16 protein-coding genes are annotated in these 14,448 nt (G+C 66.8%); 1 reads left to right on the top strand and 15 read right to left on the bottom strand.

Going from position 1 to position 14,448, the window contains the following annotated elements:
• Nucleotides 1-146: 146 nt before the first annotated feature.
• The 12 genes from dtd to ATO11_RS07720 form a co-directional block, all read right to left on the bottom strand.
• A complete protein-coding gene (gene dtd / locus ATO11_RS07775) occupies nt 147-590 on the bottom strand; it encodes a D-aminoacyl-tRNA deacylase (protein ID WP_050530276.1) in 444 nt (147 codons plus the stop codon).
• Nucleotides 587-1,252: a nitroreductase gene (locus tag ATO11_RS07770; RefSeq protein ID WP_050530275.1), complete on the bottom strand. Its 666-nt coding sequence runs from the start codon at nt 1,250-1,252 to the stop codon at nt 587-589. The genes dtd and ATO11_RS07770 overlap by 4 nt, the downstream gene beginning before the upstream one ends.
• Nucleotides 1,249-2,361, bottom strand: a complete 1,113-nt coding sequence (locus tag ATO11_RS07765; RefSeq protein WP_050530274.1) for a TFIIB-type zinc ribbon-containing protein — start codon at nt 2,359-2,361, stop codon at nt 1,249-1,251. Before ATO11_RS07765 ends, ATO11_RS07770 begins: the two co-directional genes overlap by 4 nt.
• A 71-nt stretch (nt 2,362-2,432) precedes the next feature.
• The gene (locus ATO11_RS07760; protein ID WP_082176211.1) at nt 2,433-3,035 is read right to left on the bottom strand and encodes a cytochrome b/b6 domain-containing protein; all 603 of its coding nucleotides are present in this window, start codon (nt 3,033-3,035) and stop codon (nt 2,433-2,435) included.
• A 35-nt stretch (nt 3,036-3,070) separates the two neighbouring features.
• The gene (locus ATO11_RS07755; protein ID WP_242601382.1) at nt 3,071-4,279 is read right to left on the bottom strand and encodes a geranylgeranyl reductase family protein; all 1,209 of its coding nucleotides are present in this window, start codon (nt 4,277-4,279) and stop codon (nt 3,071-3,073) included.
• Between the two features lie 47 nt (nt 4,280-4,326).
• The gene (locus ATO11_RS07750; RefSeq protein ID WP_050530273.1) at nt 4,327-5,433 is read right to left on the bottom strand and encodes an SPFH domain-containing protein; all 1,107 of its coding nucleotides are present in this window, start codon (nt 5,431-5,433) and stop codon (nt 4,327-4,329) included.
• 102 nt (nt 5,434-5,535) lie between these two features.
• Nucleotides 5,536-6,459: a DUF2927 domain-containing protein gene (locus tag ATO11_RS07745; RefSeq protein WP_050530272.1), complete on the bottom strand. Its 924-nt coding sequence runs from the start codon at nt 6,457-6,459 to the stop codon at nt 5,536-5,538.
• Between the two features lie 70 nt (nt 6,460-6,529).
• On the bottom strand, nt 6,530-7,729 hold the full coding sequence (locus ATO11_RS07740; protein ID WP_050530271.1) for a toxic anion resistance protein: 1,200 nt from the start codon (nt 7,727-7,729) through the stop codon (nt 6,530-6,532).
• Between the two features lie 23 nt (nt 7,730-7,752).
• The gene (locus tag ATO11_RS07735; RefSeq protein ID WP_050530270.1) at nt 7,753-8,643 is read right to left on the bottom strand and encodes a 5-bromo-4-chloroindolyl phosphate hydrolysis family protein; all 891 of its coding nucleotides are present in this window, start codon (nt 8,641-8,643) and stop codon (nt 7,753-7,755) included.
• 154 nt (nt 8,644-8,797) lie between these two features.
• On the bottom strand, nt 8,798-9,436 hold the full coding sequence (locus ATO11_RS07730; RefSeq protein WP_134643088.1) for a M23 family metallopeptidase: 639 nt from the start codon (nt 9,434-9,436) through the stop codon (nt 8,798-8,800).
• Nucleotides 9,433-10,251 carry a TerC family protein gene (locus ATO11_RS07725; RefSeq protein WP_050530268.1) on the bottom strand — a complete coding sequence of 273 codons (819 nt, stop codon included), beginning with the start codon at nt 10,249-10,251 and terminating at the stop codon, nt 9,433-9,435. Before ATO11_RS07725 ends, ATO11_RS07730 begins: the two co-directional genes overlap by 4 nt.
• A 70-nt stretch (nt 10,252-10,321) precedes the next feature.
• Nucleotides 10,322-11,110: a pseudouridine synthase gene (locus ATO11_RS07720; protein ID WP_050530267.1), complete on the bottom strand. Its 789-nt coding sequence runs from the start codon at nt 11,108-11,110 to the stop codon at nt 10,322-10,324.
• A 23-nt stretch (nt 11,111-11,133) separates the two neighbouring features.
• On the opposite strand from ATO11_RS07720, the gene ATO11_RS07715 reads away from it, so the two are divergent.
• Nucleotides 11,134-11,592, top strand: a complete 459-nt coding sequence (locus tag ATO11_RS07715) for a nucleoside deaminase (RefSeq protein ID WP_050530266.1) — start codon at nt 11,134-11,136, stop codon at nt 11,590-11,592.
• Between the two features lie 92 nt (nt 11,593-11,684).
• Here ATO11_RS07715 and hemF read toward each other — a convergent pair whose 3' ends face one another.
• The 3 genes from hemF to ATO11_RS07700 all read right to left on the bottom strand — a co-directional run bounded on the left by hemF (nt 11,685) and on the right by ATO11_RS07700 (nt 14,443).
• A complete protein-coding gene (hemF, locus tag ATO11_RS07710) occupies nt 11,685-12,566 on the bottom strand; it encodes an oxygen-dependent coproporphyrinogen oxidase (protein WP_050530265.1) in 882 nt (293 codons plus the stop codon).
• Nucleotides 12,567-12,632: 66 nt separating this feature from the next.
• On the bottom strand, nt 12,633-13,436 hold the full coding sequence (locus tag ATO11_RS07705) for an SDR family NAD(P)-dependent oxidoreductase (protein ID WP_050530264.1): 804 nt from the start codon (nt 13,434-13,436) through the stop codon (nt 12,633-12,635).
• A 29-nt stretch (nt 13,437-13,465) separates the two neighbouring features.
• Complete coding sequence (locus ATO11_RS07700) at nt 13,466-14,443, bottom strand: class I SAM-dependent methyltransferase (protein WP_050530263.1); 978 nt, start codon at nt 14,441-14,443, stop codon at nt 13,466-13,468.
• Nucleotides 14,444-14,448: the final 5 nt, after the last annotated feature.

The following is a 14,448-nucleotide window of genomic DNA, read 5'->3' as shown; positions in this document are numbered from 1 at the left end:
GGCCGCCCCCACGGCACGTCGATCCGGCTGGTCTTGGTGCATCAGTGGGGCGGAGTGCGGACTTGGCAGACATAAATCGCGCAGCGGCGGCCAAAGATCGACGCGCCGCGGCCCGTCTGCCAGGTTTGTTCAGAGCGCCGGGTAGCCTACCCGTCGCTGTCCATCCAGATCGTCACCGGCCCGTCATTGACCAGCGCGACCGCCATGTCCGCGCCGAACTCGCCCGTCTCGACAGGAATACCCAGCCCCGCCAGCGACCCCGCGAAATGCTCGTATAGCCGCCGCGCATCGTCGGGTTTCGCGGCATAGGAAAATCCGGGCCGTGTCCCGCGTGACGTGTCGGCGGCCAGCGTGAACTGCGACACGACCAGAGCGCCGCCGCCCGCATCCTTCAGCGACAGGTTCATCTTGCCCGCCTCGTCCGCGAAGATGCGCAGCTTGGCGATCTTGGCGGCCAGCTTGTCGGCCACCGCCTCGTCATCGCCGGGCATGGCGCAGACGAGGATCAAAAGGCCCGGACCCGTCCGCCCGATCACCTCTCCGGCGACGGTCACGGACGCCTCGGTCACACGTTGCAAAAGCGCTCTCATCGCCAGTCTATTACCTCTGATGCCGGGGCCCGCGGGGTGCGGTACGCGTTGACGGGATCGTCGGGGTCGGGGTGCCCGAAGGACACCGCGCAGACCATCATCCGATCCTCGGGAATGTCGAAGAAGCCACGCACCAGCGGGCTGAAGGTCGACAGCGCCGCCTGCACGATGGACCCCAGCCCGCGCGCCTCTGCCGCCAGCGCGAAGGCCGTGGCAAAGGCGCCGCAATCGAGCGCGCCATAGGGGCCAAGCGCCACGGGGCTGTGCAGGATCATCACGTGCGGCGCGTCGAAAAGCGCGAAGTTGCGCATGCTTTGCCGGGCCGACGCCTCGCGGTCCCCGACACAGCCCACCGCCTCGTAAAGCTGCATCGCGCAGTCGAAGCGGCGCTGCTTGTAGATGCCCTCGTACCGTTTGGGGAATTCGAGGTCCGGGGCAGGGCTCGCCTTCGGCACCTCGGCCAGCAGGTGCTGACGAAACCTCTCGGTCTCTTCCGGCTGGGTGACGATCACGCCCCAGGGCTGCACGTTGTTCCATGTCGGCACCCGCGCCGCGTCGTCGACCATCGCGGCGATCACCTCGCGCGGGACCGGGTCGGGCCGGAAGGCGCGGCAGGACCAGCGGCGGCGCAGCAGCGCCGAGAACGCCTCTGCCCCGGTCACTGGTTCACCGCGATGACATAGCCGATCCCGGCGGCCACGATCAGGCCCAGCACGACGGCAATCGTGATCTTGATCGCCGACCATGGCCGCTCCCCCTGCACCCGGCCCGTGCGCCCGTTCACCACGAAACGGTAGGATTTGCCGCGATACTTGTAGGCCGCGAGCCAGACGGGCAGCAGGATATGCTTGAACGTGACATCCTTCACGTCGGTCTCGATGGAGTGGATGCGCTGCCGGTCGCCGCCGATGTCGAACTTCACGTCCCGCGCGATGATCTGGTCCATGTACGCGCGCGCCTCGTGAAAGCCCGCGTCGATGTCGATGGAATACCCCTCGGCCCGGAACCCGGCGAGGAATTCCGGCCGGTAGGGTTCCAGCGCGGACAGGTCCCACGGCTCCAGCCCGTCGGTGAATCGCTTGGGCAGCGATTTCGACGCCAGCACCAGCACGTCGTCGAAGAACCGCGCGACGCGGCCGCGCTTGGGCGTCCAGCGCACCTTGGCCACGCGCTGCTGCACGCGCTTGCCGTCGCGCATGACGGTGCGGGTCTCGTAATAGACGGTGCCGCGCTCGCCGGAATAGGCGGACTTGGTGTCGGCATCGAAGGTCCAGTAGGGCACGTAGATGCCCTGCATCCGGCGTCCCTTGCGCGCGTATTCCTGCAGGCCCGACGGCGCGAACCACAGCGCGCCCAGCCAGTCGGTCATCGCCTTGCGCGCGACCGCCTCGTCGAAGGCAAAGGGTAGAAGGCCCTTGGGCTTGATATGCCGGTGCGCCCCTGTATCGGCCACCACCGGCGTCGCGCAGAACGGGCATTCGGCGGCGTGCACGTTGGGGTCGAACTCGACCTGCGCGGCGCAGTTGGGGCAGGTGGTGACGCGGGTTTCCTCGATGTCCTCCAGCGGCAGCGCGTCGGCCAGTGCGCGGCGGAAATCCATCTCGCGGATCGCCTGCTGCCCCCACGGCCCCGCCCCGTCAAGCGGCTGCGTGTTGCCGCAGAAATCGCAGACAAGCTGGTCCGCACCGGGATCGAACCGCAGATCGGCCCCGCAATTGTCGCAGGGAAACCGGTGGTTCTCGAGCGTGGCGGTAGGAGAGGTTTCGTCCATCAAGGGCGCTCCGGCTTAGGGCTGCGCGCAAGATAGCAGGGATGGCGGCAGGGGCCAGAGGGCAGCGCCGGTCAGAGCCAGCGATGCAGGGCCCTGGGCGCCATGATCCGCAGCGCGCGATCCTTCAGGCGGGTATGCCGCCAGATATGGAAACCCGCATGGCCCGCGACCAGAGCCGCCAGCGCGTAGAACTGGTAGGTGTGCACGAGGCCGATCAGGTGGTTCGCCTGCGGCATGTTCAGCGGCGGCGCGATGGGCAGGATGCCCCCGGCCTTCATCAGGAAGGACGAGGTCAGGCCCAGCAGGAAGCCCCCGAACGCCACGAGGAACACGCCCCAGACCAGCGCGTGATGCATCACGCGATGCACGGGCCGCGCCCATCCCGGCAGTTTCGGCCCCGGACGGCTGAGAAGCCCGTGCCGCAGGTAGAACCCGGTCCAGCCAAGCGCCAGCACGACGAAGCCGAGGCCCATCATCGAATGGAACTGGAAGACGCGCGGACCCATCCGGCGCAACGCGTCCGGGTCGGCGAACAGGAACCACACGAAAAACGGCAGCATCGCCCAGTGCATGACCTTGAGCACCGTCCGCTTGTGCGGCAGGCGCGGCAGCGTCCCGGCGCCGGTCAGGCGGCGCCAGGCGGGGGGCGGGATATGGGTCAGGTCCGAAGGCATCCTGTTTCACATACGTATCACGCCGCGCGGAAGTTTCACGTATCCGTCGCGCGGCCGGTCCTTCTGCGCGCCGCGCCTTTGCGCGCGGTCAGGGCCAGCCACAGCATGCGCGGAAACCGCGTCACCAGCCGTCGGGCGATCTGGCCAAAGCTGACCTGCCCGTCGAGAAGCCGCATGTAATCGCGCTTCAGGCTGCGCGACGTGCGGAACGCCCGTTCAAAAGCGGGTTCGAAAAAGGGGCTGTAGAACAGGGGTTTGATGAGGTTGGCCATGCGCAACTCGGCATGGATCGGGCGCAGGCCCGCGCGGTAGAGTGCGAAGGCGCGACCCGGTGCGCCCTGTGCCAGCGCCTTGCCCGCCGCCTCTGCCGCAAGCCGGCCCGAATGCAGTGCATGCGCGATCCCTTCGCCGGTGATCGGGTCGACCAGCCCGGCCGCGTCCCCCGCCAGCAGGACACGGCCCCGGCCCGGGTTCCGCCGGAAATCGCCGAACGGCAGGAACTGGCCTTTGACCTTCACGGAGCCTTCGTCCACGTCCAGCGCGCGCAGGTAGGCCGCCATGTCGTCCTTCATCGCGTCGTTCCGCGACAACGTGCCGCCGACGCCGATGGTGGTGCTGTCCCGTTTGGGAAAGGACCAGCCATAGCCCCGGTTGCAGGCCGCGAAATCGATGCGCACGGGCGCTCGCGGGTCAGGGGGCTCACCCGTCTCGATCTCCAGCCCGAACCCGATGGTGGCTCGGTCAAAGGCCTGCCCGAAAAGCTGCGCCGCGACCTGGCTGTTCACGCCATCCGCCCCGATCAGCACGCCGCATGCCAGCCGCGTCCCGTCGTCAAGCGTCAAGATGCCCGCCTCGGGCTCGATCCCCTGCACCTTCCGCCCGGTCAGGTCGGCCGCGCCCAGCTCAACGGCGCGCGCCGCCAGCGCCGCGTCGAAATCCCAGCGCTGCGTGAGGTACATGGCCGGCGCGTCTTCCAGCGTTCCGGCGGGCCGTCCCCTGAACCGGAAGTCGATGTCGCGCTTTTCCAGAACTTGGTCCGGTGGCAGGGCCATGTCGAAGATCGCCTCGACCGCGCGCGTGCTGCGCCCGGTCAGAAGCCCGCCGCAGAGCTTGTCACGCGGAAACGTGCGCTTGTCGACAAGACCCACGCGCAGACCCGCGCGGGCCGCGGTTGCGGCGGCGGCGCTGCCCGCCGGGCCCGCGCCGATCACGATCACGTCGAAGGTCTGCACCGGTCCGGACATGCCGCCATCCTAGCGCAACGTGCCTGCGCCACCAGCGCGACCGGCGGTTACACGCCGGGCGGCGGGGGCGGGGGCATGATGGTGAACAGCTGGGCCAGCTCGGTCACGTCCTCGGCCTTCTTCCAGCCGTCCTGTCCCTGCGTCCAGACATAGGTTTCCCGCGTCAGGCCGCCATTGCCCGCCATCTCGGCCAGTCGCGCCTTGGAATACGGGCCCTTGGTCTGGCCGCCCTCGGCGATGTGCCAGACATGTTCGACCGGCGGAGGTGGCGGCGCGGGGGCAGCGGCAGCGGGTTGCGGGGCGGCGCCCCACGGGCCCTGCTGGTGCATCATCTGCATGCCAAGGCCCGCACCCATGCCCATGCCCATCGCCTGGCCGGCGGCGCTGCCCGGCTGGGTCATCGCCTCGGCGGCTTTCCACTTCATGTGCTCGTCGAGGTTGCCCGCGATCCCGCGCGAGGTGCGTTCGTCCAGCGCCTTTTCCACCGCGGGCGGAAGCGAGATGTTCTCGATATAAAGCTCGGGCAGGCTGACGCCGTATTGCTCCATCGTGCCGCTTATCGCCTTGGCCACCAGTTGGCCGACCTCCTGCGTATTCGCCGCCATGTCGAGCACCGGGATGCCCGACGCCGCCAGCGTGCGGGAGAATTCCTGCACAAGGATGTTGCGGATCTGGAAGCTGATCTCGTCGGTGGTGAACTCGCCATCGGTGCCGACGATCTCGGTCATGAAGCGCGCCGGGTCCACGACCTTGATCGTGTAGGTGCCGAAGGCGCGGATGCGCACGGGGCCGAATTCCGGGTCACGCAGCATGATCGGGTTCTTGGTGCCCCATTTCAGGTCGGTGAACCGGTTGGTCGAGACGAAGTAGATCTCGGACTTGAAGGGCGATTTGAACCCGTGATCCCAGTGCTGCAGCGTCGTCATGATCGGCATGTTGTTGGTTTCGAGCATGTAAAGGCCCGGCGTGAACACGTCCGCCAGCTGGCCTTCATGCACGAACACCGCCGCTTGCCCTTCGCGCACGGTCAGCTTGGCGCCGTACTTGATTTCGTGCCCGTGGCGTTCGAACCGCCAGACCATCGTGTCGCGGGTGTCGTCCGTCCAGTGGATGACGTCGATGAATTCGCCTGAGAGGAAATCGAAAATGCCCATCGGATCGGTCCTTTCAATCGGTGGTAGGAAGCTGCCCGGTTCGCGCGCGCGCCGCAAGGGGCGCCGGTGCGGCGGGCAGGGACGTGGCGGGTGACGGGTGGCTCACAGCGCCTGCCCGATCTGGCGGGTCGCAAGACCCGAGAATATGGGCCGCGCCTCTTCCAGCGTCATGCCGGGCCGCAGGCGCGGGTCGTACAGCAGGCGCAGCAATTCCTCGTCATGCGTGGTCAGAAGCGCGAATTCGTCGTCGTCGTTGAAGATCGATGGCCGCGCGCGCGGGCTGTCATTGGCAAGGCCCAGCCCCTGCGCGATCTCTTCATGGATGCAGGACCGGCGCAGGAGCGACGGGTGCTCGGCCCGGATCAGGGCGATGGCCTGCGCGTATTCATACCCGCCTTGAGTGCGGGAAAACGCGATGACAAAACAGTGGATCGCGCGCGGAAGGTTGTCGAACAGGGCAAGCGCGGCGGGGTTCACGCCCGGCACGATCTGTTCGATCCGCGGTTTCAGCGTCTTGCGGTCGTCTTCGGACACGATGAAGACGTGGAAATTCGGGTCGCTTGCGCCCGCGCTGATCGGGTGCCCGGTGATCCGGCCCAGACGCGCGGCATAGCGCGCCACTTCGGCACTGTCCTCGCGGCGCTGCTCGGCGGGGACGGAGGCGCCGAACTCCACGCCGATGCGCACCGGCTGGACCCAGCGTTTCAGCCGTCCGGGCGTCCCGTCCGACCGGCGCAGGCCGCCGCCGCGCGCGTATTCGTCGTAAAACGCGATCCGTTCGAAATTGCGGATCACGTCGATGTCGGAATAGGGCGTATCGGGCCCACCGCCATCGGTGCGCAGCAGCCCGCGCACCAGCAGGTCGTTTTGAAGGCGGGCATAATACGCGCGCAGCGCCTTGCTTGCCGCCGACGGGCCCGGCGTGGACGGTTCGGTTTCGGGCGCCTTGGGCGCGGGTTGCGGCGGGCGGTTCTCGGGCCGGGCCGAGGTTCTGGGCGCCTGCTTGGTCGGCCAATCGGCCACCATTTCGCAAGCCGCAAGGCTCACGACCCCCAGCACCGCCGCCGCGGCCCGAATGAAACGCCCGCCAGCCACCTCAGTTGGCGGGGACCGAGGTGCCGGCCGTATCGCCCAGCCCGGTCTTGCGCGCCTTGGCCGAGGCCAGCGTGTCGCGCAACTCGGCTTCCATCTTCTTCAACTCGGCCTCCGCCGCCGCGCGGCGTGCCTTGCCCTCGTCCGCGATCTGCAGCGATTCCTCGATCGTGCCGATGAGGTCGGCATTGGCCTGCTTGACGGCCTCGATGTCGAACACGCCGCGCTCCATCTCTTCGCGGATCATCTTGTTGCTGTCGCGCAGGTTCTTGGCGTTCGCCGTCAGCAACTCGTTCGTCAGGTCGTTGGCGTCACGCACCGCCGCTGCCGCCTCTGCCGACCGCTGGATCGTGACCGCCTGCGCCAGCTGCGTCTCCCACAGGGGCACGGTGTTCACGAGGGTCGAGTTGATCTTGGTCACCAGCGACTTGTCGTTTTCCTGCACCAGCCGGATCGAGGGCAGGGACTGCATCGTCACCTGCCGCGTCAGTTTCAGGTCATGCACCCGGCGTTCGAGGTCGTCGCGCGCCGCGCGCAGGTCGCGCAATTCCTGCGCCTTCATCACCTGCTGATCCTCGGGCGCGGCGTTCACCGCCGCCTCCATCGCCGGGATGTCGGTGGTGTCGAGCTCTTTCAGCTTCTCCTCGCCCGCCGCGATGTAAAGCGCCAGTTCGTCGTAGAAGTTGAGCGTCTTTTCATACAGTACGTCGAGCGACTTGATGTCCTTCAACAGCGTGTGTTCATGCGCCAGCAGGTCGTCGGTGATGCGGTCGATCTGGCCCTGCACGTCTTCGAACTGCGCGGTGAACTTGGCGAAGGGCGCGGCGCGACCCAGCAGCTTTTCCCACCACGACCGTTCACGCCGCACGTCCAGTTCGCTGACCGAGAATCCGCGAATGGTGGTCACGATGTTGCGCAGGCTGTCGCCCGCGGGGCCGACGTCCTTGTTGCGAACGTCCTGCAGCATCGCCTGGCTGATTTCCTGCAACTCGGCCTGTGCGGCCGATCCGAAGGACACGATGGACTGGGTATCGCCCATGTCCAGTTCACCCATGCGCTGGCGAATTTCCGCGCCCACCGGTTCATCGGCGGCGTCCAGCGTCACGATCGCATTCGCATCCGCCGGTTCGGGCAGCACGACGGCGTTGACTTCCTCGACCAATGCGAGCGTTTCCTGTGCCTTCTGGCGTACGTTTTCAGACATGGCTTCCTCTTTGTCTGGAAAATTCAGCGCGACCGGACGCCCTCGCGGGCCAGCCGGTCACGCAGGACCTCGATCTCGATATTGAGGTCGGTGTTGTCGTCCAGAAGCAGCTTCTGGGTCTTGTCGTTGAAGCTCTCTTCCAGGTCGGTGAGCAGCATCATGAAGTCGGCGCGCGCCTGCGGATCGCGCCCGCGCGCGTAGATGTCCGAGAATTTCACCGCCGCATCCCGCGCGCCCATCAGGTAGACGCCCATGTATTTCTTGGCCGCCGTCAGGTCGCGCGGATCATCTTCGACCGTGCGCAGCAATTCGCGCGCCTGTTCGATGAACCGGTCCACACGCGCCTCGACCTGCCGGTCGCCCGCGCGCTTGACTGCATCCGCCATGCCTTTCAGGTGCGTTTCCGCTTCCTTGACCGCGCGCGCCACGCGGTCCTGCTGGAACGTGTCGACGCCTTCCATGCCTTTCGACGTCATGGGATCGATGCCAAAGGCCGCAACATGCAGTACGCCTGCGGCCACGCCAAAGATGACGGGGGCCACGATCTCGACCCCGCCGGCATGGGCCACGACCGCCGTGGCGGCACCCAACCCCGTCAGGATCGACGAGAATATCTTGCGCGGGATGGCCGGGCGGCGGGCCACCTTGCGGCCGTGATACTCTGCCTCGGCCCGCAAGCCGTCACGCAAGAGCCACGCCGCCAGCGTCAGCAAAGCCGCCCCGATCAGGCCGGTGGCAAGCGAGAACGCCCCGCCGGTCAGCGTGGTGAAAAGCAGAACAACCGCCGGGACGAACATCACCGACGCCCGCGCGCCCGCGGGATCGACCCGCGCCGTGGTCTTCAGACGCGGCGCGTCCGGCGCATTGTCGGGGCTGTCATCGGGGCTGTACTTGCCGCCATAGCGTTGTGCCATGCCTCAAAGCCCTCCCAGCCAGCCGCTCGTCACGCCGAACAGCACGACAAGCAGCGCCACATAGGCCAGCTTTTGGATCGTCGAACCTGACATCAGCACGTTTTCCCACACTTGCAAGTTGTCAGATTACACGCCCCCGACAACGGTTCAATCACTACCGGCAGGCCACCGGATACGTCAGCGTTCCGGCGGGATAGGTCTCGCCCTTGCGGAAACACGTCACCTTGCCCTTGCCGCCGGCCCAGTAAAGATGGGGGTTCACGCCGCGTTTGCCATCCTTGAGGTACCGCACGTGCCCCCAGTAAGAGCCCTTTTTCGGCCCCCGCCACTGCCGACCGATCTGCATGTGAAGGTGCCGCACACCCACGATGCACTTGTATTTCTTGTGGTTGTTCCCAAGCTGCGCGATCTGCTGGCCCCGCTTGACGCGCTGGCCCGCCTTGACGCTGACGTCGCCCACATGGCCGTAGGCGATGACCAGTTTCTTGCCGTCATACCCCTTGCCATGGTCGATCACGACGGTCGGGCCCCAGCAGGTGCCGGTATCCACTTCCAGAACCTTGCCATCGGCTGCGGCAAGGATCGGCATCCTGTTCTTGCCCTTGATGTCGATGCCCTGGTGGCGCGCACGCCGTTTCCCGCCGTTCACGCCCTGTTTCGAGTTGAATTCCGACGCGATCCGCGGCGCGCCGTCCGGATAGTCCACCCGTATGCTCTGCGCGCTCGCGGCGGAGACCGCGATGATCGTGGCAAGGCCAGCAATAGCTCCGAAGAGATACGTCAGCGTCTTCAATGCCGTGCCCCTGTCCGGCGTTCGTGGTTCAACTTGCGCGTATAGCCGGACTGGATGACCTCCACCGCCACCAGCACGACAACGCTGAAATAGAACGTCGTTTTGGACATCGGCACAATCGGGTAGCCGAAGATGTGCAGCGCAAGGCTGTCATCGTGCATCGCATGGCTCGCCGCGACACCGGCCTCGCCCAGCAGGACGACACCCACGATCAACAGGATGAACAGGCCCAGCACCTCGTACATCCGGTTCTTTTCGAGGAACCGCGTCACGCCATCCGCCAGCACCAGCATCGCCAGCCCCGACAGGATGATCGCCGTGGCGAGGATCGGGAAGACATCGGTGATGGCCAGCGCCGACAGGACCGAATCGAACGAGAAGATGAGGTTCATCAGCACGATCAGCATCACGACCTGAATGGCCGATTTGCCGGATTTCGCCTCCACATCCGTATCCAGGTCATGGATCGTCAGCATATGCCCGATTTCCTTGACCGCCGTGTACATGATGAAGATGCCGCCGAAGATGAAGATCACGGTGGCAAAGTTCACCCCGCCTGTGATCCAGAAATCCTCCGGGAAGATGTAGAACGGCTCGGCCAGCGCATCGATCAGCTGGATCATGGTGAACAACAGCACCACCCGCAGCACCACCGCGATGATGATGCCCCAGTACCGCACCGCCCGCTGTTGCGGCACCGGCGCGCGTTGGCTCTCGATCGAGATGTAGAGAAGGTTGTCAAACCCCAGCACCGCCTGCAGAAAGCACAGCATCAGCAGGTTGCCCAGGTTTTCCAGTGTCAAAAGATCGGCCATGCTAACCCCCGGTGGCTGGTCTTTGGTCCATCCCTCAATACTTGCGAAATTCCCAAAAGGGGAGTGGCATTTAGGGGGAGTTTCTGCGCCGAGGTCTCCGTTGCACCTTTGGGCGCTTTTCCGCCCCGTCATCCAGCCCCAGCTGGTCGCGCACGACCCGGCGGCGCACCTCCTCGACCGCGCCCGGTTTCAACTGTCCCAGCTGGAACGGCCCATAGGACACCCGGATCAGCCGGTTCACCTTCAGCCCCACCGCTTCCATCGCGCGGCGAATCTCGCGGTTCTTGCCCTCGCGCAGCCCCACGGTCACCCAGGCATTAGCGCCCTGCTGGCGATCCAGCGTCACCTGCATCGGCTGGAACCGCTCGCCATCCGTGGTCACACCCTTGCGCAACGACTCGAATGTCTCGTCCTTGGGCGCGCCATGCACCCGCACGCGGTACTTCCGCAGCCACCCGGTCGACGGCAATTCCAGCTTCCGCTTCACCCCGCCATCATTGGTCAGCAGCAAAAGCCCCTCGGAGTTGAGGTCCAGCCGCCCCACGCTCATCACCCGCGGCAGGTCTGGCGGCAGATCGTCGAAAATCGTTGCCCGCCCCTCGGGGTCCCTGTGGGTCGTCACCAGCCCGGCAGGCTTGTGATAAAGCCACAAACGCTCCGGCTCCGCCGCGCCCAAGGGCTTGCCGTCCACCGCGATCCGGTCGGATCCGGTCACGTTCAGCGCCGGGCTTTCGATCACCTTGCCGTTCACCGCCACGCGCCCCGCCGCGATCATCCGCTCCGCCTCCCGGCGCGAGGCCACGCCCGCCCGCGCCAGCACCTTGGCGATCCGGTCGCCTGCATGTTGTGACTTTGCCATGGGCTGGCCTATACAACCGCCCCATGAGCTTCGCCAGCCATATGGACCTCGCCCTGTCACTCGCGGCAGAGGCCGCCGCCGCCGGAGAGGTGCCCGTGGGCGCCGTCATCTCCGACGGCCCTCGGGTCGTCGCCACCGCCCGCAACCGGATGCGTGAGCACCACGACCCGACCGCCCATGCCGAAATCGCCGCCATCCGCGCCGCCTGCGCGACGCTGAAAACCGAACGCCTCACCGGCCTCACGCTCACGGTCACGCTCGAACCCTGCCCGATGTGCGCCGCCGCGATCTCCAACGCCCGCCTCGCCCGCCTGATCTACGCCGCCTCCGATCCGAAATCCGGCGGCGTCGCCCACGGCCCCCGCATCTTCACCCACCCGCAATGCCACCACGTCCCAGACGTGATCGACGGCATCCAGACCCAAGCGGCAGAAGCGCAACTCAAACGCTTCTTCGCCGCGCTCAGGTCTTCTTCTCTTTGAAAATATGTCGGGGTCCGGGGCAGCGCCCCGGCACGGGGGTGTGGGGGTTGAACCCCCACGATCTCAAGCGCGCCGCAAGGCGCTCCGCCGGGTCAATGCCACTTCGCCAAGGGCGGCAAGGACATCAGGACCGCGTTCGCGTCATGCCCTGTTTCCAGCCCGAACTTGGTGCCGCGGTCGTAGACGAGGTTGTATTCGGCATACAGACCCCGGTGCCGCAACTGGATGTCGCGCTCTTCCTCGCCCCACGACGTGCCCAGCCGCTTCTCGACCAGCGGCAGGTAGGCCGGCAGGAAGGCGCGGCCGATATCCCGTGTCAGGGCGAAATCGGCCTCCCAGTTGCCGGTATTGCGGTCATCCATGAAAATCCCGCCCACGCCGCGCGCGCGGCCCCGGTGCGGGACGAAGAAATACTCGTCCGCCCAGGCCTTGAGGCGCGGGTAAAGCTCCTCCCCGTGCGGGTCGAGATGCGCCTTTTGCGTTGCGTGGAAATGCGCGGTGTCCTCGTCGTACTCGATACACGGGTTCAGGTCCGACCCGCCGCCGAACCACCACGCATGCGGCGTCCAGAACATGCGCGTGTTCATGTGCACCGCCGGGCAATGCGGGTTCTGCATGTGCGCCACCAGCGAGATGCCCGAGGCCCAGAAGCGCGGATCCTCCTCCATCCCCGGCACGCCCCGCGCGGCCATGGCCTTCTGCGCCCGCGCGCCAAGCGTGCCGTAAACCGTCGACACGTTCACGCCCACCTTCTCGAACACCCGGCCGCCGCGCATCACGCTCATCAGCCCGCCACCGGCGTCGCTTCCGTCCTCGGCCGTGCGCCGGGTTTCCGTCACCTCGAACCGTCCCGGTTCGCCTGCCGCGCCGGAATGGCCGTCCTCCAGTCCCTCGAAGGCATCGACGATCCGGTCGCGCAATTCGCGGAACCAGCCGCTGGCGCGGATTTTCTCGGCATCGAACTGAAGGGTCATGGCGCACTCATCTGTCAGCTTTCCCTGACAGCTATCACGCCGCGCCGCGCTGTCCAATGATGCAGATCAATGCGCGGCCGCGCTCACCGGGTCCAGCAGCGTGCGCCCGCCATCCACCGTCATGATCTGCCCCGTCACGAACCCCGCCCCGTCCGAGGCAAGGAACTGCACCGCTTCCGACAACTCGCCCGGCCCGGCGATCCGGCCCATTGGTGTGTGCTCCTCGATCTGCTCGCGCGCGGTGTCGTCGTTCTTCAGCGTGCCACGCAGGCTGGCGCTCATCACGCTGCCGATGGCGACCGCGTTCACGCGGATCCGGTGCGGCGCCAGCGCCACTGCCATCGACCGTGTCATCTGGTCCAGCGCCGCCGTCGCCACCGAATATCCCATCAGTTCGGGATGCACCCGCCGCGCCGCGATGGACGAAATGTTGACGATCGCCCCCGCCTGTCCGTCCTCGCGCCCCTCGGCCTGCTTGATCATCCGCCGCGCCACCGTCTGCGTCAGCTTGAAGGAGGTCAGGAAATTCTGCTCGATCATCGTCTCGACCGACGTGTCCTCGGGGTCGAGCGGATCGGTGGGCATCACCTGCCGGCTGGCATTGACGAGGATATCGACCTGGTCGAACGCCTCGATCGTGGCCGACAACAGGTTCGCGATGGTCAGCCGCTTGCGCAGGTCCCCCGCGAAGTACCGCATCTGGCCCTCTTCGGGCGTTGCGGCGCCCAGTTCGTCCTTCAGACGTGCCTCGTCCATGTCGGCGAGCATCACGTTGGCGCCCGCCTGCGCCATGTGCCGCGCGATGGCGAGGCCGACGCCGTTCGCCGCGCCGGTGATGATGGCGGTCTTGCCTTCGATGGAAAACGACATGCGGGTCCGTCAGCCTTTCGTCGCGATGCTCAGCGGGGGGCGCGCGGCTGCGCGGCCTCGATGATCTTGTAACCGCCTTGCGCCGACGGATGTTCCGTCACCTTGCCAAAGCAGCTTTCCAGCACCTGTTCATAGGGCAAATGACGGTTTGCCACCAGCCATAGCCGACCGTGACGTGACAGACCCCGCGCCGCGTTGCGGATGAACGCGTGTCCCAGGTCCGGCGTCGCCCGCCGTCCGGTGTGGAAGGGCGGGTTCATCACCACCGCGTCAAGCGGGGCGTCAGACCGCCACGTTGTCGCGTCCGCCCAGTGAAAGACCGCGCGCGGATCGTCGATGTTGCGCCGCGCGCAGTCCAGCGCGATGTGATCCGCCTCCACCAGGTGCAGGCGCGTGACGCCGTCGTCCTTCAGCACCCGCGCCGACAGGTAGCCCCAGCCCGCCCCGAAATCCGCGACCTCGCGGCCCAGCCTGTCCGGCAAGGCTTCGGCCAGCGCGCGGGAGCCGGGGTCGATAGCGTCGGCGGAAAAGACACCGGGGACGACGGTGAACCCGTCGACCGGGGGCAGGGGAGGCGGTGCAAGATCGGCAAGCGCCGCATCCGGCGCGAACCACGCCAGCTTGCCATGCGCCTTCGACAGGCTGCCGTCGATGGCAACGCGCGCCTTGACGGCCTTGAGGACCGACTCGACCCCGTCGGTCTTCTGCCCGTCGATCACGATCTGCCGTGTCGCAACCTGCGCGGCACGCGCGATCCAGTCGAAGGCCAGCGCCTTGGCGCGGGGCAGGACCACGATCACCATGTCGGCGGTGCCGGGCCAGTCGACTGCCACGTCGAACCCGGCGGCGGCCAGCGCGTCGTGATCGGGGCGCAGGGGCTGGACAATCGTGGTGCGGTTCTTCGGCAGAGCGCCCAGGTCGGCGTCACGCCCGGCACCCACCACGCAAATGCGCCCGTCCGGCTCCACCTCGCCCGAGGAGACAGCAAGCGTCAGGCGGGGCGACATGACCG

Origin of the sequence: Pseudaestuariivita atlantica, assembly GCF_001205715.1 — a bacterium.
GTDB classification, from domain to species: Bacteria; Pseudomonadota; Alphaproteobacteria; order Rhodobacterales; family Rhodobacteraceae; genus Pseudaestuariivita; species Pseudaestuariivita atlantica.
The sequence above is the reverse complement of the archived record's forward strand: the minus strand, read 5'-3'. Positions and strand labels throughout refer to the sequence as shown.